This is a genomic window from Bradyrhizobium sp. URHD0069 (assembly GCF_000701345.1).
Taxonomy (GTDB): Bacteria; Pseudomonadota; Alphaproteobacteria; order Rhizobiales; family Xanthobacteraceae; genus Bradyrhizobium.
Genome location: NZ_JNIJ01000009.1, coordinates 65,535 through 88,980 on the forward strand (window position 1 = coordinate 65,535; position 23,446 = coordinate 88,980).

At 59.2% G+C, this 23,446-nt stretch carries 21 protein-coding genes; 14 read left to right on the top strand and 7 right to left on the bottom strand.

The features are described from left to right. A complete protein-coding gene (locus N554_RS0103330) occupies nt 1-1,191 on the top strand; it encodes an ABC transporter permease (RefSeq protein WP_029582174.1) in 1,191 nt (396 codons plus the stop codon). A gap of 37 nt (nt 1,192-1,228) precedes the next feature. Here N554_RS0103330 and N554_RS0103335 read toward each other — a convergent pair whose 3' ends face one another. Continuing rightward, the gene (locus N554_RS0103335) at nt 1,229-1,999 is read right to left on the bottom strand and encodes a helix-turn-helix domain-containing protein (protein ID WP_245283506.1); all 771 of its coding nucleotides are present in this window, start codon (nt 1,997-1,999) and stop codon (nt 1,229-1,231) included. A gap of 807 nt (nt 2,000-2,806) precedes the next feature. Here N554_RS0103335 and N554_RS0103340 point away from each other — a divergent pair. Continuing rightward, nucleotides 2,807-3,493 (top strand): sensor histidine kinase, encoded by a 687-nt coding sequence (locus tag N554_RS0103340; RefSeq protein WP_036052315.1) that lies wholly within the window; start codon nt 2,807-2,809, stop codon nt 3,491-3,493. A 167-nt stretch (nt 3,494-3,660) separates the two neighbouring features. Here N554_RS0103340 and N554_RS0103345 read toward each other — a convergent pair whose 3' ends face one another. The 3 genes from N554_RS0103345 to N554_RS0103355 form a co-directional block, all read right to left on the bottom strand. Beyond that, the gene (locus N554_RS0103345; RefSeq protein WP_029582177.1) at nt 3,661-5,871 is read right to left on the bottom strand and encodes a xanthine dehydrogenase family protein molybdopterin-binding subunit; all 2,211 of its coding nucleotides are present in this window, start codon (nt 5,869-5,871) and stop codon (nt 3,661-3,663) included. A gap of 175 nt (nt 5,872-6,046) precedes the next feature. Further along, a complete protein-coding gene (locus tag N554_RS0103350) occupies nt 6,047-7,063 on the bottom strand; it encodes an FAD binding domain-containing protein (protein ID WP_029582178.1) in 1,017 nt (338 codons plus the stop codon). Further along, nucleotides 7,060-7,584 (bottom strand): (2Fe-2S)-binding protein, encoded by a 525-nt coding sequence (locus N554_RS0103355; RefSeq protein WP_051677285.1) that lies wholly within the window; start codon nt 7,582-7,584, stop codon nt 7,060-7,062. Before N554_RS0103355 ends, N554_RS0103350 begins: the two co-directional genes overlap by 4 nt. A 398-nt stretch (nt 7,585-7,982) precedes the next feature. Here N554_RS0103355 and N554_RS0103360 point away from each other — a divergent pair, with 398 nt between their 5' ends. The 12 genes from N554_RS0103360 (at nt 7,983) to N554_RS0103415 (ending at nt 18,987) form a co-directional block, all read left to right on the top strand. Continuing rightward, entirely contained in the window at nt 7,983-8,192 is a 210-nt protein-coding gene (locus N554_RS0103360; protein WP_029582180.1) for a hypothetical protein, read from the top strand. 11 nt (nt 8,193-8,203) lie between these two features. Further along, nucleotides 8,204-11,158 carry a formate dehydrogenase subunit alpha gene (locus N554_RS0103365; RefSeq protein WP_029582181.1) on the top strand — a complete coding sequence of 985 codons (2,955 nt, stop codon included), beginning with the start codon at nt 8,204-8,206 and terminating at the stop codon, nt 11,156-11,158. Nucleotides 11,159-11,171: 13 nt separating this feature from the next. Further along, the gene (gene fdh3B, locus N554_RS0103370) at nt 11,172-11,774 is read left to right on the top strand and encodes a formate dehydrogenase FDH3 subunit beta (RefSeq protein WP_029582182.1); all 603 of its coding nucleotides are present in this window, start codon (nt 11,172-11,174) and stop codon (nt 11,772-11,774) included. Between the two features lie 57 nt (nt 11,775-11,831). Next, entirely contained in the window at nt 11,832-12,839 is a 1,008-nt protein-coding gene (locus N554_RS0103375) for a formate dehydrogenase subunit gamma (RefSeq protein ID WP_029582183.1), read from the top strand. A gap of 44 nt (nt 12,840-12,883) precedes the next feature. Continuing rightward, entirely contained in the window at nt 12,884-14,110 is a 1,227-nt protein-coding gene (locus N554_RS0103380) for a cupin domain-containing protein (protein ID WP_029582184.1), read from the top strand. 33 nt (nt 14,111-14,143) lie between these two features. Continuing rightward, nucleotides 14,144-14,653, top strand: coding sequence for a DUF3305 domain-containing protein (locus N554_RS0103385; protein ID WP_036052343.1), 510 nt, complete (start codon nt 14,144-14,146; stop codon nt 14,651-14,653). Between the two features lie 35 nt (nt 14,654-14,688). After that, nucleotides 14,689-15,354, top strand: coding sequence for a DUF3306 domain-containing protein (locus tag N554_RS35330; RefSeq protein ID WP_245283507.1), 666 nt, complete (start codon nt 14,689-14,691; stop codon nt 15,352-15,354). Nucleotides 15,355-15,521: 167 nt separating this feature from the next. Next, on the top strand, nt 15,522-16,016 hold the full coding sequence (locus N554_RS0103395; protein ID WP_245283508.1) for a TorD/DmsD family molecular chaperone: 495 nt from the start codon (nt 15,522-15,524) through the stop codon (nt 16,014-16,016). A 75-nt stretch (nt 16,017-16,091) separates the two neighbouring features. Further along, a complete protein-coding gene (locus N554_RS42620) occupies nt 16,092-16,217 on the top strand; it encodes a hypothetical protein (protein ID WP_256378719.1) in 126 nt (41 codons plus the stop codon). Nucleotides 16,218-16,536: 319 nt separating this feature from the next. Further along, complete coding sequence (locus tag N554_RS35335) at nt 16,537-16,776, top strand: hypothetical protein (protein ID WP_081851100.1); 240 nt, start codon at nt 16,537-16,539, stop codon at nt 16,774-16,776. A 730-nt stretch (nt 16,777-17,506) separates the two neighbouring features. Then, nucleotides 17,507-18,208: a LuxR C-terminal-related transcriptional regulator gene (locus tag N554_RS0103410; protein ID WP_081851088.1), complete on the top strand. Its 702-nt coding sequence runs from the start codon at nt 17,507-17,509 to the stop codon at nt 18,206-18,208. A 425-nt stretch (nt 18,209-18,633) separates the two neighbouring features. Further along, a complete protein-coding gene (locus tag N554_RS0103415) occupies nt 18,634-18,987 on the top strand; it encodes a hypothetical protein (protein ID WP_029582189.1) in 354 nt (117 codons plus the stop codon). A 2-nt stretch (nt 18,988-18,989) separates the two neighbouring features. On the opposite strand, the gene N554_RS0103420 is transcribed toward N554_RS0103415, so the two are convergent. The 3 genes from N554_RS0103420 to N554_RS37135 all read right to left on the bottom strand — a co-directional run bounded on the left by N554_RS0103420 (nt 18,990) and on the right by N554_RS37135 (nt 23,444). After that, a complete protein-coding gene (locus tag N554_RS0103420) occupies nt 18,990-19,454 on the bottom strand; it encodes a hypothetical protein (protein WP_029582190.1) in 465 nt (154 codons plus the stop codon). Between the two features lie 178 nt (nt 19,455-19,632). Then, nucleotides 19,633-21,240: an Ig-like domain-containing protein gene (locus tag N554_RS41695; protein WP_245283509.1), complete on the bottom strand. Its 1,608-nt coding sequence runs from the start codon at nt 21,238-21,240 to the stop codon at nt 19,633-19,635. 716 nt (nt 21,241-21,956) lie between these two features. Beyond that, on the bottom strand, nt 21,957-23,444 hold the full coding sequence (locus N554_RS37135; protein ID WP_051677289.1) for a hypothetical protein: 1,488 nt from the start codon (nt 23,442-23,444) through the stop codon (nt 21,957-21,959). Between the last annotated feature and the right edge of the window lie 2 nt (nt 23,445-23,446).

The window sequence follows — 23,446 nt, forward strand, 5'->3', positions numbered from 1 at the left end:
ATGCGCTCGCTTTTGCTTCAGGTGATGGCAGTCACCTCCATTAATCTCAAGAGCATCGCGCAGCGACGCTGGTTGTCGTTATCGACGGTGATTGCGATCGCGCTTGTGGTGATCGTGTTGCTCGCGTTCCTGGCCATGGCCAACGGCTTCCAGCGCACCATCGCTGGATCCGGCGCTGATGATATCGCCATCGTGCTGCGGGCCGGCTCGCAGGCCGAAATCAACAGCACCGTGACCCGCGATCAGGTGCGCCTTATCGAGGACGGGCCCGGTATCGCGCGAGGCCCCGATGGCAAGCCGCTGATCTCGCCGGAACTCTATCTCGTGGTCGACGGTCTCAAACGTTCCACCAAGACCAAGGCTAATCTGCCGCTACGCGGCATCGGCGAGCAGGGCGCCGCGCTGCGCAAGGGCATCAACATCACCGCGGGCCGCATGTTTAGTCGCGGCAGCAACGAGGTCGTGGTCGGCAAGTCGCTGCTGCGGGAATTTGAGGGTTTCGACCTTGGCAGCACGGTCTCGTTCGGCGCCACGCGCTGGACCGTGGTCGGCGTGTTCGATGCCGGCGGCAGTGTGTTCGAATCCGAGATCTGGGCTGATCTGTCCGTGGTACAGAGTCTGTTCAACCGCAACAACGTCGTCCAGACCGTGCGCGCGCGTCTGACCGGGCCGGCGGCGTTGAATGAGCTCAAACGCTACAGCGACGACGATCCGCGGTTGAAGCTCGACGTCAAATCGGAGGCCACCTACTTCGCCGAACAGGCGTCGCAAACTTCCGATCTGATCCAGAAACTCGGCTGGCCGCTGGCGATCGCGATGGCGCTCGGCGCACTCGCCGGCGCGCTCAACACCATGTATTCGTCGGTGGCAGCTCGCGCGACGGAAATCGCAACGCTGCGCGCCATCGGCTTTGGCGGCTTCCCCGCCTTTGTCGGAACGCTCGCGGAATCGCTGTCGCTGGCGGCGATCGGCGGGGTGCTCGGCGCGGCTGCCACCTACCTGATCTTCGACGGCGTCACCGCCTCGACGCTTGGCGGCAACTTCACCCAGGTGGTGTTCGACTTCAAGCTCAGCCCATGGCTGATCGGAGAAGGCGTCGCGCTCGCGCTGATCGTCGGATTGATCGGCGGATTATTTCCTGCACTCCGCGCCGCCCGTTTGCCGATCGTCGCAGGATTGTACCCAAGTTAGGTTTTGACGGCCGATCGGCGGCGAGTTAGCGCAAAAATCAGACCGGCGCCGTAATCTGATTCTGGCCGTTGGTAGCCGAGGAGCGCCGAAAGGTCTCAGGGGGCTCGAGGTCGCCCCTGACCGAACACCGCCAGCGTGCGGGGGTCTCTCCGGTAAGGCGCTTGAAAACCGTCGAGAAGTGCGGCTGCGCCTGGAAGCCCACGGCCAGGGCGACCTCCGCAAGCGGCGTGTCCGTGCTCGATAATATCGCCTTTGCACTTTCGATACGCTGGTGGAGGAGATAGTCGTGCGGTCGGTATCCGGTCGCTGCGCGAAACTGCGCTGCGAAATGCATTCGCGACAGGCCGGCCACTTTGGCCAGGTCGGCGAGGCTTATGCCCTCATCAAGGTGCGAATCGACATACTCCTGGACGCGCTTTAACCGCCACTTGGGCAGAGCATTGACTGTGGGTGGCGTCAGCTCAAGTCTCGTTATATGCATCACGAGAGTTTGACCGACGCTCTCCGCGTAGAGTCTGTCGCGAGCTTTGCCGCTCTCGATGAGCGTCCGGCCCAGCAGTCCCGCCAGCGGGTCGCGGATAATGAGATCGTTCAGGTCTCGTATCGGCTGGGATAGGCCAGACTTCGCTGCGTCCTGGCGCTTTCGGAGGTATCCGTTGGAAACATGGAAGTGAATGAAATCGCACGGTGCACGAAACTCGGCGGTCAGCGGCTGAGACGGGCCCGCAACGTGTAACGTCCCGGCCGGCATTATCCCGTCGAATATAGTATGTGAACCCCTGGTGAGCTTGACGCGTGTGGTCTTCAAGGCGACAGCAATAACGTACCGGTCACACGACGACACCGTCTCTTCGTAACGGCAGCAACTCCTGGGATCGAACCATCGTGATACCAGGATATCCGCCGCAATCGCCCGAGTTCTGTCGTCTTCGGCGAGACAACGCCAGGCACGCTCCTCACAAAAACCGTCTAAGCCGTGATCCACCCGGGAACCTAACAAAGGGTGACAGCGGCCAGCGTAGGAAAGGCTCGGATTCGTCATAAAAGGTCGCAAACCCATGGCTTATCCTCTTAAGAACTCACTGAGTCCCTGGCGGCTGATGCGTATCCGACGGATAGCGACCTGTAGCAGAATGCGTCCTCCTTTTCCGAAGACGCTGGCTACCGATGCTTGGCGTTTGTTACGTTTTGTAAATGGGCTTTGTGTCCACCGTTCCGCAACTAAAAAGTTCTTTAAGATGGCATTGGCGAAGGATGGGGCGGCGCGAAATTTCCCGATTGCTGAACCGCTTGTCAGCGCCTTTGCGCGCCGTCAAAGCGCGGAAGGTTTCTGAAATTCTATTTAGTTTCTGAAATGCTATTTAATGGTGCGGGCGAAATTTCCGGCCTAGCGTCGTCAGAGTAGCGAGCGTTCTTTCCAGCCGGTGATAGAGGGTAGGGCCCTCACCAACGACAAGCTTATCACGCGGCTGGCGTTCGCATTGCAGGTCTGACGCTCGAATTCGTGATCAAGGCTTACATTTGAACGATGAATGTCGGTGATTACTTCGTTACCAGAAGATCGCACCAGAGCGACCGCACCTTCCGTGTTTGGTAATTTTGTAGACTCAGGAGCATGTCTGACATGACATTATCTGCGTATTCTACCTCGGAAGAGCGATTGTTGCTTCGCGAAATCACCCACAGGGTCAAGAACGAGTTCGCATCTGCCATCCAGGTGCTGTCGTTTACTGCCGCAAAATCTCCGGACCGCAATGTGAAAGCTGCGTTGGCAGACGCGATGGAGCAATTGCATAACTATGCGAGGGTTCACCATGCACTCCAGATGCCGGCAAGCAACGATGATGTCGACGCATCAGCCTATCTCCGGGAGCTATGCCGATCTATCAGCCGGTCCAAACTGGAAAACCGAAACATAGACCTCGTGTTCGTGGAACAACCGTTCCGGTTGTCTTCCGAACGCTGCTGGTTGATGGGGATGATCGTTGCCGAACTCATCACCAACGCGGTGCGTCACGCATTTGATCGGCGCGGCGGCACGATCCGTATCGAATGCCGGACATCCGGAGAGTTTATCGAATGTCGGGTGTCGGATAACGGATCGGCTTCGTCGGCCGACGTCAGGCCTGGGCGCGGGCTGAGAATCATCGAGGCGCTTGCACAGGCGCTTGGCGCGGACTTGCAGTTTAATTTCGAAGAGGATGGGAGCAGGTCTATTCTAATGATTCCAATCGAACAGGATCGTTGCGATGGGCCGAAGTCGATGCCTCGTGTCGCAACCGATGCAGCGTGCGTCCTATGATTCAGCCACGCTTGTCGGGGGTCGGCGTTATCGGTCCCCTGCGCGACAGCGATCGAATTGAACTGGCGACCAGCAATCGCCCGCACTTCCGCATTTACTAGACAGGCCCTACCAGTCGCTCGTTCCGGACCACGTCACTCTGGGTTGGCGATTCCTCGCCGTTACGCCTAGGTCGAACGTTGTAGCTTGTCCAGCGTGATCGGAAGATCGCGCACGCGCTTGCCTGTTGCGTGATAGACCGCGTTCGCAATCGCCGCCGCGACGCCGACGATGCCGATCTCGCCCAGCCCCTTGATGCCTAACGGGTTGATGATCGTGTCCGGCTCATCGACGAAGACCACCTTGATATCCTGCACGTCTGCATTCACCGGCACATGGTACTCGGCGATGTTGGCGTTCATGATGCGGCCGAACCGGTGATCGAACACGGTCTCCTCGTGCAGCGCCATGCCGATGCCCCACACCACGCCGCCCATGATCTGACTGTGCGCGGTCTTGGTGTTAAGAATGCGCCCGGCCGCGGTCGCGCTGACGACGCGGGTGACACGGATGACGCCGAGCTGCTCATCCACTTTCACTTCGGCGAACACCGCGGAATGCGTGTTACGCGCGTGCGAGCTGTCATCCGGGAAGCTGTTGGTCTTTTCCTTTTCGATCCTGTCTACCGCGCCGTGCCGCATCGCGTCAGTGATCGAGACCGCGCGGCTTGCATCCTGCTTGCTGACGACCTTGCCGTCCGCGAGCATGGTATCTTCAAATTTTGCGTCAGCCAGCGGTGATCCCTTCATTGCCTTCGCCAGAGCCAGCAGTTCCCCGCGGACCTCTTGGGCCGTAGTTGCGACCGCGTGCGATGCCGAGGCCGCCATCCACGATCCACCTTCCACCGGCGCTTGCGGCAGGCTCGAGTCGCCGAGCTTGATGCTGATGTTCTCGATCGGCAGGCCAAGCATGTCGGCCGCGACCTGCGCCAGGATCGTGTAGGTGCCGGTGCCGATGTCGGACGCCGCGCAGGATACTTCCGCGTGTCCGTTCGCAGTCAGCACGATGCGAGCAGCCGCTGGCATCTGCAATGCCTCCCAGACGCCCGTTGCCATGCCCCAGCCTACAAGCTCGCTGCCGTCGCGCATCGAGCGCGGCTCCGCCGAGCGTTTGTCCCAGCCAAAGGCTACTGCTCCCTGGCGGTAACATTCCCGCAGCTGCTTGCTGGTGTAGGGGACGCCTTCGTTCTGGTCTCGATCCGAGTAGCATCGCAGCCGCAGTTCCACGGGATCGATCTTTAGCGCCACCGCAAGCTCGTCCATCGCGCTTTCGAGTGCATAAACGCCGGGCGCGGCGCCGGGCGCCCGCATGTCGCAGGAGGTCGGAACGTCGAGCCGCGCCAGCCGGTGCACGTATTTCGCGTTGGCGGACTTGTAGAGCAGCGCCGCCCAGCCGGTGTCGTTGCGGGAGAAGTCTTCGAATTGCGATGTGACGGCGATCGCCTCATGGGTGACCGCGTCAAGTGTTCCATCCGCCTTCGCACCGAGCGCAAGGCGCTCAATGGTAGCCGGCCGATGGCCGAGGCCATACATTTGCCGGCGCGTCAGCACGAGACGCACCGAGCGCTCCAGCGCCAGCGCTCCCAGCACAGCCAGCACCGCTTCGTATTGTGGGCGGAGCCCGGCACCGAACGCCCCGCCGACGTACGGTGAGATGACGCGTAAATCGTCCGACTTCTTGTTGAACACGCTGCACAGATAGCGCTGCACGTTCTGGACGCCCTGGGTCTTGTCATACACCGTGAGCTTGTCGTCGCCGTCCCACACCGCTGTGGAGGCGAACAATTCCATCGGGTTGTGGTGCTCGGTCGGGATAAAATATTCGGCCTCGTGACGCACGGCGGCCGCTGCAAAGGCGCGTCCGGCGTCACCGTGCGGCTTGTCGGGCTTCTTGACGACAAACGCCTGATCGCGCTGCTGGTACAGGTCGGTGACGAACGCCTGCTTTTCATATTCAACGCGTACCAGCGAGGCGGCGTAGCGTGCGATCTCCCATTCCTCGGCGAGAACCAGCGCGATCGGCTGGCCGCTGAACATGATCTTGTCGTCATAGAGCGGACGGAACGGCGAGCCTTCTTCCGGCGCGACGTCGTCTTTCCAGGCTTGGTCGGTGCCGGCCATGCGCGGCCGGTTCTCGTGTGTGAGCACGTCGAGTACGCCCTCGACCCGCAGCGCATCGCTCGTGTCGATGCGCACGATGCGGCCCTTGGGAATGGTGGACTCGACCACGCTGCTATACGCGAGGCCGCTCGTATTGAACTCGCCGGCATATTTCGCTTCGCCGGTGACCTTGGCGCGGCCGTCGACGCGAGAGGTGGGGGTGCCGATGTAAAGTGTCATGGACTTGCTCACTTGGTTGTCTTGCCGGAGCGCGGTGGCCGGACGCTGCGTTTCATCAGCGTAGCTGGGTCGACCAGAGCCGATCGCGCCCAGCGCCACCGTGCCGGTCAGAACTTCGCGGCGGCTGATGCCGAGGCCGGGTGCCCAGTTGCCATCGTGGCATACCATAGCACCCTCATCGGATCTTCTTGTCGGATTGCGACTGCGGCGTCGCCTGCGCTGCTTGTGTCAAGGTGCGGACGATGCCGCGCCGCGCCAGATCGATTTTGAAGGTGTTATGCTCGTAGCCCCTCGCATCGCGCAGCAGAATATCCGCCGCCTGCTCGAATGTCGTCTGGTTTGCGGGCTGCCCCCGCAGTGCGCTTTCGGCCGCGCTGTCACGCCACGGCTTGTGCGCGACGCCGCCGAGTGCAAGACGCGCCTCTCCGATCGTGCCGCCTTCAAGTTCCATCGCGGCTGCGATCGAAACCAGGGCAAAGGCATAAGAGAGACGGTCGCGAATCTTCAGATAGGAGTAGTTTGCCGGGAATCCCTTCGCGGGAAGCTCGACTGCGGTAATGAGTTCGTTCGGATGCAGGTTGGTATCAGTCTGCGGACTGGAGTCCGGCAGCCGATGGAAATCGGTGAACGCAAGCACGCGTTCTCCCGCGGGCCCCGTCACATGCACCTTTGCATCCAGCGCCGCCAGTGCAACGCACATGTCGGACGGGTGCGTCGCGATGCAGGACTCGCTCGTACCAAGGATCGCGTGAATGCGGTTGATGCCACCTATGGCTGAGCAGCCGCTACCCGGCTCGCGCTTGTTGCATGGCGTCGCAATATCATAGAAATAGGCGCAGCGCGTGCGTTGCAGAAGGTTGCCGCCGGTCGATGCCATGTTACGCAACTGCTGCGACGCGCCCGCCAGGATAGCGTTTCTCAACAGCGGATAGCGCTGCTCGATCAGCGGATGCCAGGCGAGGTCGGAATTCGGCACCAGCGCGCCGATGCGCACGCCGCCATCAGATGTTTCCTCGACGCCTTTGAGCGGCAGCCGCGAAATGTCGATCAACCCGGAAGGGCGCTCGACGTCCTCCTTCATCAAATCGATCAGGTTGGTGCCACCAGCGATGAACTTTGCCGTCGGATCGGTGGCAATCATCCGCACCGCGTCGGCCACGTCGTTGGCCCGGGCGTATTGAAAATTGATCATGACCTGCCAGCCATCGTGCCCATCGCCTGTTGGATCGCCGCCACGATGTTCGGATAGGCCCCGCAGCGGCAAATATTCCCACTCATCAATTCGCGGATCTCGTCGGCGCTCTTCGCCTTGCCTTCGGCAATCAAGCCCGCAGCCGAACAGATCTGCCCCGGCGTACAGTAGCCGCACTGGAACGCGTCATGGTCGATGAAGGCCTGCTGCAGCGGGTGCAGCGCGCCCTCCGTCGCCAGTCCCTCGACCGTGGTGATCTTGGCGCCATCCTTCATCACCGCGAGCGTGAGGCAGGAATTGATCCGCCGTCCATCCACGAGCACCGTGCAGGCGCCGCATTGCCCGTGATCACAACCCTTTTTGGTGCCGGTGAGGTCGAGGTGGTCGCGAAGCGCGTCGAGCAAGGTGGTCCAAGGCGCCACGGTGAGTTGCCTCTGGCGCCCATTGACATCGAGCGCAACCAAAATCTTGGTCGGCGCAGGGCTCGTCGGGGCCCGCCCTACGGTGTTTGCTTGCGTCATGTGGAACTACTCCTGAAGGCAGCGTTCTCGTATTGGCATCGGGTCTGCTCTTCTTGGTCCAAATTCCGGCTTTCACCAAATTCCGGCTTTCACAATGACACGCGGTCGACGCAAACGACAACGGGCCGTCGAAACAGAAGCGTGCAATTTTGAAATTGCGCCGAGCGTTTCGAACGACCTGACTCCAAAATGTCGGCTAACGGTACATCCACACTGCCGGCTTTTCTTGGGTGCGGTCATGAGAAACAGGATTCTCACGTGGATGTGTGGATCTGTTCGCGTTGGTGCGATTGGAAACATGGTGTCTGCATGATACGTTGCTTATGCGAAATGATGGCGATAAAAACAAGCTGTGCGCGGGAGATGGAGCCACAGCTTGGTCGAGGAGTGCGGCCTCTATGAAGGAGCGCCTCAAGACGAACATTCGCCGGCGCGATCTGCTTAGCCTTACGATTGCCGGCGTTGGAGCAGCGGCCACAAGCACGGTGATGCCCGCGACGGTGGCTGCCAAGCCGGTCGACCTCAAAGATAAGCGGAGGGCGCGCTATCAAGCCAACTCGGCAGAGGTTCGAAATTTCTACCGCGTTAACGCCTATCCGGCCCGATAAGGGAGGCGTCCGTGCTGATCAAGAGGTCGGAACGTCATCGAAGTCGCGGAAGACTCGCTGGCCTGCAAGCAGATAAGTCAAGCGGAAGTCTGGATCGCCGCATCTTCCTCAAGCGCGCCGGTGTCACCACCGGGGCGCTGGCGGTGCTTGGTAATCTTCGGCTCGGCGGCATCCGCAAAGCGGAAGCCGGTCCGCCGCCTCCCGCAGGGGCAGAGGTTATAACTCGCAAGAATGTCTGCACCCATTGCTCGGTCGGCTGTTCGGTTATCGCACTCGTCGCAAATGGCGTGTGGATTGGCCAGGAGCCGGACTATGACAGTCCGATCAATCGGGGGTCGCATTGCTGCAAGGGTGCCGCGGTCCGCGATGACGTGCTCAGCCAGCGCCGCCTGCGCTATCCCGTCAAGCTGGTGAACGGCAAGTGGACCCGCATTTCCTGGGAGACGGCGATCGACGAGATCGGCGACAAGCTGCTGCAGATCCGAGAGAAGTCGGGACCGGACTCGGTCTATTGGCTGGGCTCAGCGAAATTCACAAATGAAGCGGCCTACCTCAATCGCAAGTTCGCCGCGTTCTGGGGAACCAATAATTCCGATCATCAGGCGCGTATTTGCCATTCCACCACGGTCACCGGGGTCGCCAATACCTGGGGCTATGGCGCGATGACCAACAGCTACAACGACATCCGCAATTCCAAGACCATCATGCTGATGGGCGGCAATCCCGCCGAGGCGCACCCGGTTTCGCTGCAGCATATTCTGGAGGGCCAGGAGCTCAACCGCGCCAATCTGATCGTCATCGATCCCAGGATGACGCGGACTGCCGCGCATGCCACCGAGTACGTTCGGGTGCGTCCCGGCACCCATATCGCCACGATCTACGGCATGCTCTGGCACATTTTCGAGAACGGCTGGGAAGACAAGGAGTATCTGAGGCAGCGGGTCTACGGCGTCGACGAAATCCGCAAACAAGTGGCGAAGTGGACGCCGCAGGAGGTTGAACGCGTCACGGGTCTGCCTGAAGCCCAAGTCAAGCACATCGCCGAAGTCTTCGCCAAGGAAAAGCCGGCGACGCTGATCTGGGCGATGGGGCAGACCCAGTTCGCGACCGGCACCGCAAACGTCCGCGCGAGCTGCATCCTGCTGCTGGCTACCGGCAATGTGGGGCATGCCGGGGATGGCGCCAACATCTTTCGCGGCCATACCAACGTGCAGGGCGCTACCGATCTCGGCCTCGATGTGACGACGCTACCGCTCTATTACGGCCTCGCCGAGGGAGGCTGGCGGCATTGGTGCGGGGTGTGGGAAGTCGATTACGAGTGGATGAAATCCCGCTTCCCGAACAAGACGCTGATGGAAACACCGGGCATTCCCAGCACGCGCTGGTTCGATGCGACGTTGCTGCCGAAAGATCAGGTCAGCCAACCCGATAACGTGCAGGCAATGTTCATCATGGGACATGGCGTCAACACAATTACGAGGATGCCGGAAGCCAAACGAGGGATCGAGAAGCTCGAGTTGCTGGTCGTCTGCGATCCCTATCCCACTGCATGGTCGGTGCTCTCGGATCGCAAGGACGGCATCTATCTGCTGCCGGCCTGCACCAGTTTCGAGATGGATGGCTCGCGCACCGCGTCGAACCGTTCGCTGCAGTGGGGCGAGAAGATCGTCGAGCCGGTGTTCGAATCGAAGAACGATTACGACACGATGTATCTGCTCGCCCGCAAGCTCGGTTTTGCCGACCGGATGTTCAAGAACATCAAGGTCGAGAACAACGCGGTGTCGGCAGAAGATATCCTGCGCGAGATCAATCGCGGCGGCTGGTCGACCGGCTATTGCGGGCAATCTCCCGAGCGGCTCAAGGCCCACATGAAGAACCAGGCCAAGTTCGATCTCGTCACGATGCGAGCGCCAAAGGACGATCCGGAAGTCGGTGGCGATTACTACGGTCTGCCGTGGCCGTGCTGGGGAACGCCGGAGTTCAGGCATCCCGGCTCAGGCATTCTCTATAACACCGGTCTGCCGGTGAAAGATGGCGGCGGCACGTTCCGCGCCCGGTTCGGCGTCGAGCGCATCGTCAAGCGTAAGGTGATGGAAAACGGGCAGGAGGTCGAGAAGGACGAACACCACAACCTCCTTGCTGAAGGCTCCTATTCGGCCGGCTCCGAAATCAAGGATGGATATCCCGAGTTCACCCTGGGCGTGCTCAAAAAGGTCGGCTGGGATAAGGACCTCACGCCGCAGGAATTGGAAATCATTCAGCGGATCAGTTCCACCAATCCAGATGCCGTGTCGTGGTCGACCGACCTCTCCGGCGGAATCCAGCGCGTGGCGATCGAGCACGGCTGCTCACCTTACGGCAATGGCAAGGCGCGCATGATCGCCTGGAATCTTCCCGATCCGATCCCCGTCTACCGTGAACCGATCTATACGCCGCGGCCGGACTTGGTCGCCGACTATCCGACGTTGCCGGACGCCAGGCAGTTCCGTGTACCCAACATCGGCTTCACCGTGCAGAAGACGGCCGTTGACAGGGGGATCGCCAAACAATTCCCGCTGATTCTGACTTCAGGCAGGCTTGTGGAATATGAAGGCGGCGGCGAGGAGACGCGCTCCAACAAGTGGCTCGCTGAGCTGAAGCAGGACATGTATGTCGAAATCAATCCGGCGGATGCGGTCGAGCGGGGCATCAAGGACGGCGGATGGGTCTGGGTGACCGGACCGGAGAGTAGTTCAAAGGCTCGCGTGAAGGCGCTCGTGACCGAGAGGGTAGGCAAGGGCGTCGCCTGGATGCCGTATCATTTCGCCGGATGGTACGAAGGCACCGATCTGCGCGCCAAATATCCAAAAGGTTTCGATCCGATCGTGCTCGGTGAGAGCGTGAACACGCTCACGACCTACGGCTATGATCCCGCGACCGGTATGCAGGAGCCCAAGGCCACCCTTTGTCAGATCAAGGCAGCGTAAAGAAAGCGGAACAATGGCTCGCATGAAATTCCTTTGCGACGCGGACCGGTGTATCGACTGCAACGCCTGCGTCACTGCATGCAAAAACGAGAACGAGGTGCCCTGGGGGATCAACCGCCGCCGCGTTGTCACAATTAATGACGGGAAGCCCGGCGAACGCTCGGTCTCGATGGCCTGCATGCATTGCACCGACGCGCCCTGTGCTGCGGTCTGTCCCGTAACCTGCATTTTTTCAACTGAAGACGGCGTCGTACTGCATTCGAAAGACCTGTGCATCGGCTGCGGCTATTGCTTCTATGCCTGTCCGTTCGGGGCACCGCAGTACCCCCGCGTCGGCAATTTCGGCTCGCGCGGCAAGATGGACAAGTGCACTTACTGCGCCGGCGGCGGCGGACCAGAACCGTCCGGCAGCGCCGAGGAATTCGAGAAATATGGATCGAACCGATTTGGCGACGGGAAGCTGCCACTGTGCGCCGAGATGTGCTCGACCAAGTCGCTGCTCGCAGGCGACGGCGAAATCATCGCGCAAATCTACAAGGAGCGGGTTTTGAAACGCGGCTACGGCTCCGGCGCATGGGGCTGGAAGACTGCTTATCACGAGGACGTCGTGGTCTGATCGCACGCCGTGATCGGGTTGAAGCCGGATATTGGAAATGCGAGGAGGATGATCGTCATGAATTTTCTTGCACGCATCCGCCTCGTCGCGATCGCCGTGATGCTGTTCGCTATCGCTGTGATCGCTCCAGCGGTCGCGCAGAAGCTCGGCCCCGACGGTGCGCCCGACCCGACCGCGAGTGTCACCAGCGAGCGTAGCCTCCTCAAGCAAATGCCTCGCGCCGAAGGGCGAATCGACATTCCCGACACGAAGGCCGGGGTGCTGATCCAGCCCGCGGGACGGAGTTGGGATTATTTCCACGAAGTGCTGCTGCATTGGTCTGGTGCGATCGTGCTTCTCGGCACCATCGTGCTCTTGGGCGTGGCCTATCTGATCATCGGAAAGATCCGGATTGCAGCCGGTCGATCGGGGCGGAAAGTGCTTCGCTTCAAAGCCTTTGAAAGATTTTCGCATTGGCTGACGGCGGCGTCATTTGTCGTTCTTGGGCTTACCGGTCTGAATGTTACCTTCGGTAAGAGGCTTCTTTTGCCGGTCATCGGCCCGGACGCGTTCTCCAGCGTCTCGCAGTGGGCAAAGTACATACACAACTTCACCAGCGCCGCCTTCGTGGTGGGTCTCGTCCTGATCACGGTGATCTTTTTCAAGGACAATCTTCTGGAAAAAGTTGATATCGACTGGGTCAAGCAGGGCGGTGGCTTCATCAAGTCGAAGCACGCGCCGGCCGGACGCTTTAACCTGGGCGAAAAGCTTGTCTATTGGCTTTCCCTTGCGGCCGGCGTTGCAGTCTCAGTATCGGGGGTTTTGCTGCTGTTCCCGTTTTACGGAACCGATATCGCCGACATGCAGCTTGCGCAGATAGTACATGCCGTCGTGGCCATTTTGTTCATCGCCCTGATCCTTGCTCACATCTATATCGGCACGCTGGGGATAGAAGGTGCGTTCGAGGCTATGGGGACGGGAGAGGTCGATCTCAACTGGGCGAAGGAGCATCACGATCTCTGGATTGCGCGACAACTCGCAAGCAAGGAGGGGCAGCGAGAGCCTTCGACGACAGCGGCAGAATGATTTGTGGATCAGTGCGATCCGAAATTGTTGAAGGGATAAGCATGATGGATGAAGTCACCCGACGTACCTTATTGGCCGCAACTGCCACCGGCGGTGTTTTAGCGGCAGCAGGAGTTGCCGGCGCGCAAACCAATCAATCGGTGCCACAGCCACAACGCCCGGGATTTGGCGGCACCAACCCCGGCCCGCGTAACCTCGAGCAAGAACGGCAGAACCCGAATCTGCTGGTTCCGCCTTCCACCGACCACGGCACACTTCCTAATCTGCGCTTCTCTTTCTCGGACGCTCATATGCGGCTGACATCCGGCGGCTGGACCCGTCAGGTCACCGCGCGAGAACTCGGTATTTCCAAGGATATCGCCGGTGTGGAAATGCGCTTAAATGCCGGCAGCGTTCGCGAACTGCATTGGCACAAGCAGGGCGAATGGGCATTCATGCTGTACGGCAGCGCTCGCATCACGGCCGTCGACCCTCAGGGAAACAACTTCGTCGATGACGTCGGCGTCGGCGATCTCTGGTTTTTTCCGGGCGGTGTCCCGCATTCCATCCAGGGGCTCAACCCGGACGGCTGCGAATTCCTGCTGGTTTTCGACGACGGCGACTTCGACGAAGATGATACCTTCCTGCTGAGCGACTGGTTCAAGCACACGCCGAACGACGTATTGTCCAAGAATTTTGGTGTCCCGGGTTCATCCTTCGCTCATGTCCCGGATCCAAGCGAACTGTACATCTTTGCTTCCACTGTGCCGGGGTCGCTTGATTCCGACAAGATCGCCGGGGCAAAACCGGTACCGCAGACCTTCAGCCACAGGATGATGGCGCAGCAACCGATCAAGACCAAGAGCGGCACCGTGCGGATCACCGATACCAGTGTGTTCCCTGCAGCGAAGACGATCTCCGCGGCGTTGGTGGAGGTTCAGCCGGGCGGCATGCGCGAGTTGCACTGGCATCCCAACACCAATGAATGGCAGTACTACATTGAAGGCCAGGCGCGCATGGGCGTGTTCGGGGCATCAGGCCAGGCGCGCACCTTCGACTACCGGGCCGGCGATGTCGGCTACGTGCCTTTCGCCATGGGCCATTACGTCGAAAACACCGGCACGACACCGCTGCGCTTCCTGGAGATGTTCAAGAGCAGCTATTACGCGGACGTATCGCTAAACCAATGGCTGTCCCTGACACCGCCAGAACTGGTGCAGGCACACCTGAAGGTGGATACGCAGACCGTGGAGGCCTTCCACAAGCAGAAGTTTCCGGTCGTGCCGGCCTGATCCGTGGAGGGCGATGATATTGGAGGCAGTAAATTGATATCCACGGCTCTCGCACGCATCCCGGTCGGCGTCGTGGTCGAGCGGCACAAGGCCAGGAGCGCCTGGGTCGACTTCCTTTGGCGCCCGGTAGCGGTTTTTGCCGGAAAGCCCTCCGCCGCGCCCTGGACTCCGCTCGGTACGGAAGCGGAAACCGCCTTGTTCTTCGCAGGCGGGGCCATGATCGAATTGCACCGGACCGAGACAACAAATTATCGCGACAACCTTGCATCAGGCGCGCCAGCATTGTGGGTTGCCTTGCGTCCTGTTGCCTCGGAGCGGCCGTATGAGCTTTTTGCCGTCACCGCAGATCCGGCCGAAGGGGAGGCGTTCACCGACGCCGGCAGCAATCTTGTCGAGGCGGTGCCTATGCCGCCCGACATTGTCAGGGCTGTGGCTCAATTCATCGCCGTACATCACGTCGAGCGGCCCTTCGTCAAGCGACGACGCCAGCCGGCGGACCCGACGCTTGCCTGCCGAATAGATGGACGGGAGAACAGGGAATGACGCGGTCCGAAAATTTCGTCTCGCGCTGGGCGCGATTGAAGCGCAGCGCCGATATTGAGCGCAGAACGGAGGCTGGGGAAGAGACGCCCGGGCGCTTTGCGGCAGACGTCCCGGCGGGCAGCGCGGAAGTAGTTGCTGCGCAACCTCGGATCGACACGGCGGCGGACGAGCCATTTGACCCGGCTACTCTGCCATCGATTGAAGCGATCACCGCCAACACGGACATTCGCGAGTTTCTGCAAAGCCGTGTGCCCGCCGAACTGACGCGCGCCGCGCTACGTCAGACCTGGGTGAGCGATCCGGCCATTCGCGACTTTATCGGCATCGCTGAAAACCAATGGGACTTCAACGACCCGAATGCAATACCCGGCTTCGGTCCGCTGCATGACTCGACCAATGTGCCGGCTCTTGTGGCGCGGGTGTTGGGAAAGACCGACAATGTCGCCGAGATGATCTTGGAAACGCCGCTATCTGTGGAGCAGCCGTTACCGGACGTGACCGATTGCGCGTCTGCCGATTTCAATCAGAGTGTGCAGGAAAGCCTTGACGGTTCGCCGTCGATCAGCAGCATTAGTGGGTTACCGGACAACAAGAGCGGAGAAGGGGCGGCCACCAGGAATATCCGTGTCGCTGAGGGAGATGATTCTCCGCGAATCCGTCGTACGCACGGCAGCGCCTTACCGCGGTGGAATATCGGATAGCGCGGTCCGTCCGGATTGCGGCAGTATTTTGTGAGCAGAGGATGGAGTCGATGCAGGAGGCCAGGTCTCATGCTTCCTCCGAGCGCGTCGTCGACGAAATCGATCGCGCCCGCGCGCAAGAGTATGCGCTGCTGGCGATTTTGCTCTCACGCAGCCCCGATGCGCAAATGATTGAACGGCTGGCCTTGCTGCGAGGCGACGCAAGCCCGCTCGGGGTCGCACATGCGGTGCTCGCGGAGGCCGCCAGCCAAGCTGACGAAACAACCGCGGCGCGAGAGTATTTTGATTTATTTACCGGGCTCGGGCAGGGCCAGCTCTTGCCGTACGCATCCCACTATCTGACGGGCTCGCTTTACGGACGGCCGCTTGCACGGGTGCGCGAAGCTTTCCGGCACCTCGGCATTGAAAGTGCGGCAGGGCATTCGGAGCCTGAGGATCACGTGGCAATTCTTTGCGAGATCATGGCAGGTCTTGTCGGCGGGGATATTCCAGGTCCCGCGGGCATCGATCGTGAGTTCTTTGAAAAGCATCTCGCGCCTTGGGTCCGGCGCTTTTTTGTCGATCTGGAGCAAGCCAAATCGGCAGACTTTTACGCATGCGTGGGCTCGCTAGGGCTGACGTTCGTGGACATTGAAATGGAGGCCTTTGCCCTCTCGGCTTGAACATCTACCTGCTGCCGTCCGCGAGACGAATCTTGCCGGCAGAAAACCTGCCGGACAGTTGAAAAGGAGAACATGATGCGCGTATTCATCGTCGCATGCCTTACCGCCGGCATTATTGCGATCGGAGCCGCTGGCATTCTTGACAATCTCGTGCAGGAATCTTCGTCTGCAGCCTTTGCCGAACCGGCTGCGAGAATCTAGCACTGCCGGTTCAGAGGTAGACCGCGCAATCGGCTGCTGTAAGGCCGTTCCCTTCGTCTTCGTATTCAGCGTGTCATTGCAGAGAACGGGCGGAGGCCGCCTCGGTCGATTGCTGCCTGCTACGTCAGGCGGCTCTAGTATGAAATTGAAACATGTTTTTCAACTCATAGCTGCATTCGGAAATAGTTTCTGAGGGTCTGCCAGGGTCAAGTTCCCGGGTTGGCTACCTGACCAATCGAAAATGGTTCTGTACGATAACTATAATGACTCTGAAGGAAGAGACGGAATAAGCTTGAGTACTATGGCTAGGGAGGTGGCAATGAAAAACGTTTCTCGCTTCCGGGCAATGGGTTCGCTGTGCCGTCAACAGGCCGCGTATAATCCCGACAACAGATGGAAACTCCTCGCTGAAGCGGAGTACTGGGAGCATTTAGCCCAAGTCGAGACGTCCTCTCACTTTAAAGAGTGCAACACCGCTAGCTCAACTCACCTAGCGGAGACTGTCGTCGATCCAAACGCGAATGACACGCGATGGAAGACGACGATTGCCGTCGCGTGAGCACTCACGTGCGAGCCGCTTTGCGGCTTCTATCGCGCCAAAGAAAATGCCCCGAATTTGCGCGGGGCCTTTTTACGGACTCACGGGGAGCGAGGTAAAGACCTGCTTGAGGTCTGTACGACTCTCAACCCGCAACGACACTAGCGACAGTGTTGTTGGCGAGTGGGCAGAGGCAGAGCCAGAGTTCAGGATAAGGCTATGCTCATGCGAGCGGGCAGAAAGTGATCGTTAGCGGTTTGCCGATAGCCGGTTGCGGATGATAAACGCTGGAGTGCGGCGCCGGAAGATTTCGAGATATATACTCCAGTGCACGAAGCGGGATCATGCCGAAATTGAGATCGTTGCACCCCGATCCGTTCAACGCGGACGCCACCCATATGCTCCGTCGCGGATGTCTCGCGTTCGCAGCCTGAACACCTAATTCGGCGCAACACTCGTCGTAAACGGGGTCTCGAAGCGTTGCTATCCCGACTGTATCGCGCTGTTCCCTCTCTTGCTGCCCAGCAAAGGATGATCGATGAGCGTGCATATCTCGCGCTATCGCAATGAGGGGATAGAGGCCGTATGTCGGATAGCGAACAGACAAATGATAAGACACGATCAAACTAAAGCATGTTCTCAGTGCGGAGCCTTGCAAATGGAACAAACAGGACTTGGATAGATTATTCGATAATCGAAAGGGCAACGTTCCGGGGGGAGTTTTTGAACGAGTACGGGTTAGGATTGTACCGTGTCTATTATTTTGGTGGTCGACGATCACGGCGTATATCGAGCGGGTCTTCGAGGAGTAATAGAGGCGCGATTTCCGCATTCTCGCGTGGTCGAGGCGCCGAGACTTTCATGCGTTGGATCAAACAAGGTTTTTGATTTGATCCTGATTGACTCCGGAAGCTTGAGCTACGAGACCCTCGATTTGTTAGCCGAATTCCACGAAGTGAGGCCGGCGACGCGCGTCGCAGTCATGTTGACCGCCAAGACTCGCATGGACGTTCTTAATTATCTTTCGGCCGGTTTTCATGGCGTCGTGCATAAGCTTCAATCGGACGAAGAGTTGCTCACCGCCATAGGCGATCTGCTTTCGGGACGAATATATGTTCCGGGTTGGGTCGCAGATACACACGATGAAGGTCTTAATCGTCCATCTCCGGCGAATATCCAGCAAGAAGCCCTGAAACTAACGCCCCGGCAAAATGAGGTTTTAAATCTGCTTGCTCGGGGAATGTCGAACAAGGAGATCGCACGAGAATTAAATATCGCCGAAGGCACAAGCAAAATTCATACGGCCGCGCTTCTGCGTGCACTTGGCGCCCGAAACCGTACGGAAGCGGCATTTATGGCAGCGAAGCTTGTCAGATCCAACGAGCTTGCTGCGCGCGGATTTGAAGACGAGCCAAATGCATTCAAACGGCCGCTCCCCAAGCCCCTCAAGTAAAGTTTAAGCGTGGATCGCCGTCGCGCCGGGCCCACGCCGATAGTATGTGCAGCGCCCCAAAACGGCGTTGACTTGCTATATCTCAAGTTACGCGAAGCCAAGCGGACAATAATTGCGGACAGAATGCGTTTCGTTCAACAGCCCCTTCTTTGGGATGTTGGCAAGGGTGGCGATTTCATGTGGGCAGAGCATTTGACGTTGCCACGTCTGGGGCGCTGAGCGCAAATGACATTCGCAACCGTGCTTTGATATTTCCATGGTTCGCGCCGCTCGTTGCACAAAAACGCCTGGACTAGTTCGGTATCTGCGAGCCCGAGGCAGGTGGTTATCGCTTTTGCGGTCATCAGCGGTCCGCTGCTAAACCACCGTGTCCGGCGCCGTCTTCCAGCTCTCACAAATCGATTTCAATTCCAAGGACCTCGCAGATGTCAAGCCCAGCGAGAACGGTTTGCCGATTTGCAGCCTGGACGCTATTGCTGGCTTTAGCTGTAGTAACAATTGGGCCTATCTCGCAACGTCCCCTGACGTCGTTGCCTGCCAATCTGGAGCGCTGGATTGCCTGGGCTTGCACCGGCGCTGTTTTTGCCTCGGCATATGCTGATCGCCTGCTGCTAATAATTTTATTGCTTGTCGGCGCGGCAGGATTGTTCGAGCTGGCTCAAATCGAGGTTCTTCAGCGCCATGCCCGTTTGACGGACTTCCTGGTGAAGGCGGCCGGAGGTCTCGTCGGCATTGGCTCGGTTCGAGCGATTCAATGCGTTCGTTCAGCGAAACAGTAAGCTCACCGGTCTTGCCGTTCTTGGACAGCTGTGTCGAGCGCCACGATAACCTGCCGGATTCGTGCTGCCACGGCGCGAGCTGCAGCCTCGCCTTCGGTCACCTCGTAGGAATGCTCCGCGAACAGTCTCACAGCCTGAACTTGGTCGAGATCGAAGAAGGATTTCACCGCGTTCCAGCCCTCGAGGCCGCGGTACATCGGAGTGAGGCCGCCACTTTTGTCCGCATCACAGCACAGACCATCTTCCGCGAAGATACCTGAACGGCATGCAAGGCCCACCGCGCACGCCGCTGTATCGCAAGCATGTCGTCGGCCTAGCCAAAGAAACCCGCTCCTTTGCGTTTCCGATACGCCCCAGCTTTGAAGATCAAATCGAAGCGCGTTACCGCCGCGATAGCCTTCCAGGAGTATCGCCAGTTGTTCCAGACGTTCGCGGTTCATCCAGCCCTGCCGGTTCAGTTGCGGCATAACTCGATCGATAATCTTATCACCATAAAGACGCGTTAACGGGATGAGCTATTCGCCCGAAAAATGCACTGTGAGCAGGGTTACTTCCTGAAGTCTCCGTTCCAATCGCAACCGAGAGCACAGCGCCACGAAGCTGTGCCCTCGGATTCCGATGGGACAGGGCCCTAACTTGAGCCCGCTAGTGTGATCTGGCCAGTGTTTGGGCCAGGGTTGTCGACGTATCGGTCTGGTTCAGGCCACCAATCGGGCTAAAGCTAGGGTTGGCAAAGCTTGTAGCCGAAAATTGTTTCACCAAGTCCATCGCCCGAGTGGTTTCGGTAACGGCACTTTGCTGAACACTGCTGCCTGATCCGACAGGGACGAGGCTGACATTGTCATAGAGTGCGCCTAGCCCGTCAGCGCTCTGGCCGGAGGCCTCGCGGAAGGTGAGCCGGTCGTCTCCGCCGGTGCCGGTCACGGCGAAGTTGTAGGTTTCCCAGGTGCTACCGGGTGGTACGGTGGCAACCAATGAATCGTTCCACAACACCTCGATCGCGGTGGTCGCGCTGGTGAAGCCAGGTCGCGATTGCGCGTCGAAGGAGAGGTCGTAGTTCTGCCCCGCATCGGTCTTCACGGTCTGGTGAAACCCGTCACGAGCGCCGAGAAAATCCAGTTCGCCGAAATTCCCCCCATCGGTGGCCTTTACGCCGTTAAGATCGTTCCACAGTTCGATTGTGCCGCCGGTCAACGCGGTCCAGCCTGGAATCGAGCTGAAGCCCTCCCAGTGGTTTGCCGACAGAGGCGACGCCTCGAACGATCCGTTCACCAACAGGTTCGCGCCGCTTGCCGGCGGCGACGCTACTGGCGGCAACGACGCCGCTTCCACATTCACGTTTAGCGGAGACGACGCCGAACCGGTGTTGCCAGCGGCATCCGTGGCCGTCGCGGTGAAGTTGTGAGCGCCCGTCGACAATTCGGCGGTCGCGAGACTCCAGGCGCCGTTCGCACCGGTTTTTGCTGTGCCGATCTGAGTTGTCCCGTCAAACATTTTGACGGTGCTGCCGGCCTCCGCCGTGCCGGTCAATGTCAGAACGCTCGCGCTCGTGATCTTATCCCCGACAGTGCCGGTGTCCGGTGTGAACGAGGCAATCTGAGGTGCCGCCGGCGGCTCTGTATCCGGTAACCCGGCGGGCGGAGGAGTCTCTGCGGATCCGGCCAGCGGTGGAGGCAGATCTCCCTGAAATTGCGCAGTGCTTGTGGAATAAAAGCCAAGCGTGGACCATTGGGTCGAGAGATCCACCCAATTGCTTATGCCGGCTCCCGGATTGTTATTGAAACCGCTTTGAAAATCGGCGTTCGCGTCGCGCCACCAGTCGGCCCCGATGTTGGCAACCAAATGCAGGTTCGGATCGCTCACCTTCATGTCCATCTGGACATAGACAGCATCAACCGTTCCAGGTGCGAAAGTTCCTCGCGAACTCGGCCAGAAATGATCGTTGTATCCGGACGGAGGCGTATCGAGGGCCGCGGATCCGCCTGGCAACGTATTCACCTGCATGCCGATCGCCGCATTTCCGGAAAAATCAGCAACAAAATGTCCGCCGGCGATTCCAGTTGTTGCCTGATTTTGCACCAGCACCCATTCGCCGGTCGATTTGAGATGAACATAGGTCTGCGCATTTGCAACGTCGACGGTGGCGTTCGGATTTGTATACGCAGGCGCTCCGGCCTTCTGGTAAACCTGTCCCCAACCGGTGACGGAGGTGAAGTCGGACGGTGGAGCACTATTGCCAGCCGGCTTGTACACCCCGTTGTACCATTCAAAACCCGGCGGTACGCCGACGGGAACTCCGTCGCTCTGGCCGACCGTGTTTTGCGCGATGATATCCGAAATCGAAATTGCCATTTATTGTTTCCCTGACAGTTCGCCCATCCCCTGCTGCTGAGTTTGCCCACAAATTACGCATCAGTTCGATGCACAGTGTGCGGTGCAAAATCGTGTGGACGTTTGGCAATACAATTTGTCGCCAATGTGTTTGGTCTTACGCGAAGGCCGGAGAGACGAATGCAAAAGTGCAGGCACAGCGCTGCGCGTTTCGTCGAAATGTTTGAGTCGAAAGCAACTTCGCGACTGGCGGCGACATCTCCTGGCAAGATTTTAACTTGACAAGAAGCAACTCGCGAGGCGCGCGTCCAAGCTTAACTACCTCCCAATCTGCTGTCGACGGCCCCAATCATGAGCGGTCAGTCGTACGACCCGGAAGGGAGGGAGCAATGAGTGTTCTTTCAACCGCAATTCTCGCGTTTGTGGCTGGGTTTCTAACGTGTGTTGCAATGGGAGGTGCTGTGGTCTGGTGGGCCTTTGCCGACAAGCGCGCTAGAGGACCATCCCCAAAGGCGTCAATTCGACCTACGACAATCGAGAGGGCATGAACATGAATGAAAGCGGCGGCCGCGTCGGAAACAGGTGTTGTCGGCCTCTCGTGCTGACGATTGTGATTACAAACCTCGATGCCTCGCAGTTTAATTGGATCGTCGCGCCTTAGGAGGCGAAAGGCAAGGCGGTGACGTGCTTGCGAGGCGTCGGACGAGGACAGGCGCGGGCTTTGGTTCCGCGAGCGGGGGAGGCGGGTCCGTGAGAAGCTTGGATGTACTCCAAGAATAAAAACGGAGGGTGGACCACTGCGTCGAGAGCTCGACCCAATTGCTCATACCGGCGCCTGGATTGTTGACGAAACTGTACCTAAAATCGGCGGTCGCGTCGCGCCACCAGTCGGCCCCAACGTTGGCAACGAATTTCATTTCTGGATCAGTCGTCCTCATCTCCATCTGCACATACACACCGTCAACGCTTCCAGCGGGATACGTGCCTCGTTTGGTCAGCCAGAAATGATCATTGTACCCGGGCGGAGGGGCGCCAATGGCCGCACTGCCGTCCGGCTCCGTGTTTAGCCGCATCTCAACGGCCGTCGCTTTCGGCGAGAAGTTGGAGACAAAGTGAGCCCCCGTGATCCCATATTTGGCCTGGTCTTGGACCAATATCCACTCCTGGGTAGCGGTGAGGTGGACGTAGGTTTTTGCATTGGCAACTATTATGCTTCCGTCGGGATTCGAATAGGCGGGCGCCCCCACTTTCGGATAGATCTGCCCCCATCCGGTGACCGCGGTGAAATCGGAAGGCGGGGCGCTGTAGCCCGGAGGCTTGTACGAGCCGCTGCACCACGCGTAGGTCCTGGGCACTCCGACGGCATATCCTTCGCTGTGACCGGAGGTATTTTGAGTTATAGCGTCCAACAGCGGTGTGGTTGTTGTGATCTCTTTGCCCGATCTTAACTCTGCGCGGTCCGCTAAAGTCAGGTCGTCCGGCAATACACCCCTCCGGACATTCCTTACCGGAATAGCATGGCCGCTGAATCCGGTTTGATGATTTATCCTCGAGCCCGAGCGGCCGCCGTCGGTTGCAAGACTTTTGCGTCCGTCATCCAGCACCGAATTGTGTGTGTCCTCTTCCTCCAAAGGCGGTAGATCTGCACCCTGTCGCCGAGCTTCCTTCCAGACAAAGCGGGTAAAGGCCGCAGTTTCAGGCCACTGCAGGTGAATCGGATCCGTGAAAGCTGAGTCCGGCGCGTGCCGACGCGTCTGGTTGACGGTGAGGAAGCAAGGGGCTGCGTTGGCGACGCCCCGCTGCTGCGCTTCGGGAGGAATGACGCCGAAATCGAGGTTCCGCAAGGTCGCCGATGATCCTTCGGCGATAAGACCTGCATTTTTCCAGTTGGGGTTTTCTCTCAGCCAAGCGAAACGACGGTCGATGCACCAGGTATCGGATACCGGAGGCGGTGGCAGACGATCCATTGCACGTAAGGTGCCCAGCCCAGCATAGAACAAAGTGACCGACAAGATCGCCCCCGCGATGAATGCCCCAGGATAGACGCGTGCACGACGATGTGGCCGGAGTTCTTTGCCGACCCCGATCCCGAGCAACTGCGTAGGCGCGAGGAACTGTTCGCTCATCG

Excerpts from the sequence above, each read along its gene's own strand:
- N554_RS0103330 (WP_029582174.1), top strand. The coding sequence starts at position 1 with ATGCGCTCGCTTTTGCTTCAGGTGATGGCAGTCACCTCCATTAATCTC.
- N554_RS0103340 (WP_036052315.1), top strand. The coding sequence starts at position 2,807 with ATGTCTGACATGACATTATCTGCGTATTCTACCTCGGAAGAGCGATTG.
- N554_RS0103345 (WP_029582177.1), bottom strand. The coding sequence starts at position 5,871 with ATGACACTTTACATCGGCACCCCCACCTCTCGCGTCGACGGCCGCGCC.
- N554_RS0103350 (WP_029582178.1), bottom strand. The coding sequence starts at position 7,063 with ATGATCAATTTTCAATACGCCCGGGCCAACGACGTGGCCGACGCGGTG.
- N554_RS0103355 (WP_051677285.1), bottom strand. The coding sequence starts at position 7,584 with ATGACGCAAGCAAACACCGTAGGGCGGGCCCCGACGAGCCCTGCGCCG.
- N554_RS0103360 (WP_029582180.1), top strand. The coding sequence starts at position 7,983 with ATGAAGGAGCGCCTCAAGACGAACATTCGCCGGCGCGATCTGCTTAGC.
- fdh3B (WP_029582182.1), top strand. The coding sequence starts at position 11,172 with ATGGCTCGCATGAAATTCCTTTGCGACGCGGACCGGTGTATCGACTGC.
- N554_RS0103375 (WP_029582183.1), top strand. The coding sequence starts at position 11,832 with ATGAATTTTCTTGCACGCATCCGCCTCGTCGCGATCGCCGTGATGCTG.
- N554_RS0103380 (WP_029582184.1), top strand. The coding sequence starts at position 12,884 with ATGGATGAAGTCACCCGACGTACCTTATTGGCCGCAACTGCCACCGGC.
- N554_RS0103395 (WP_245283508.1), top strand. The coding sequence starts at position 15,522 with ATGATTGAACGGCTGGCCTTGCTGCGAGGCGACGCAAGCCCGCTCGGG.
- N554_RS42620 (WP_256378719.1), top strand. The coding sequence starts at position 16,092 with ATGCGCGTATTCATCGTCGCATGCCTTACCGCCGGCATTATTGCGATC.
- N554_RS35335 (WP_081851100.1), top strand. The coding sequence starts at position 16,537 with ATGAAAAACGTTTCTCGCTTCCGGGCAATGGGTTCGCTGTGCCGTCAA.
- N554_RS0103415 (WP_029582189.1), top strand. The coding sequence starts at position 18,634 with ATGTCAAGCCCAGCGAGAACGGTTTGCCGATTTGCAGCCTGGACGCTA.
- N554_RS0103420 (WP_029582190.1), bottom strand. The coding sequence starts at position 19,454 with ATGCCGCAACTGAACCGGCAGGGCTGGATGAACCGCGAACGTCTGGAA.
- N554_RS37135 (WP_051677289.1), bottom strand. The coding sequence starts at position 23,444 with ATGAGCGAACAGTTCCTCGCGCCTACGCAGTTGCTCGGGATCGGGGTC.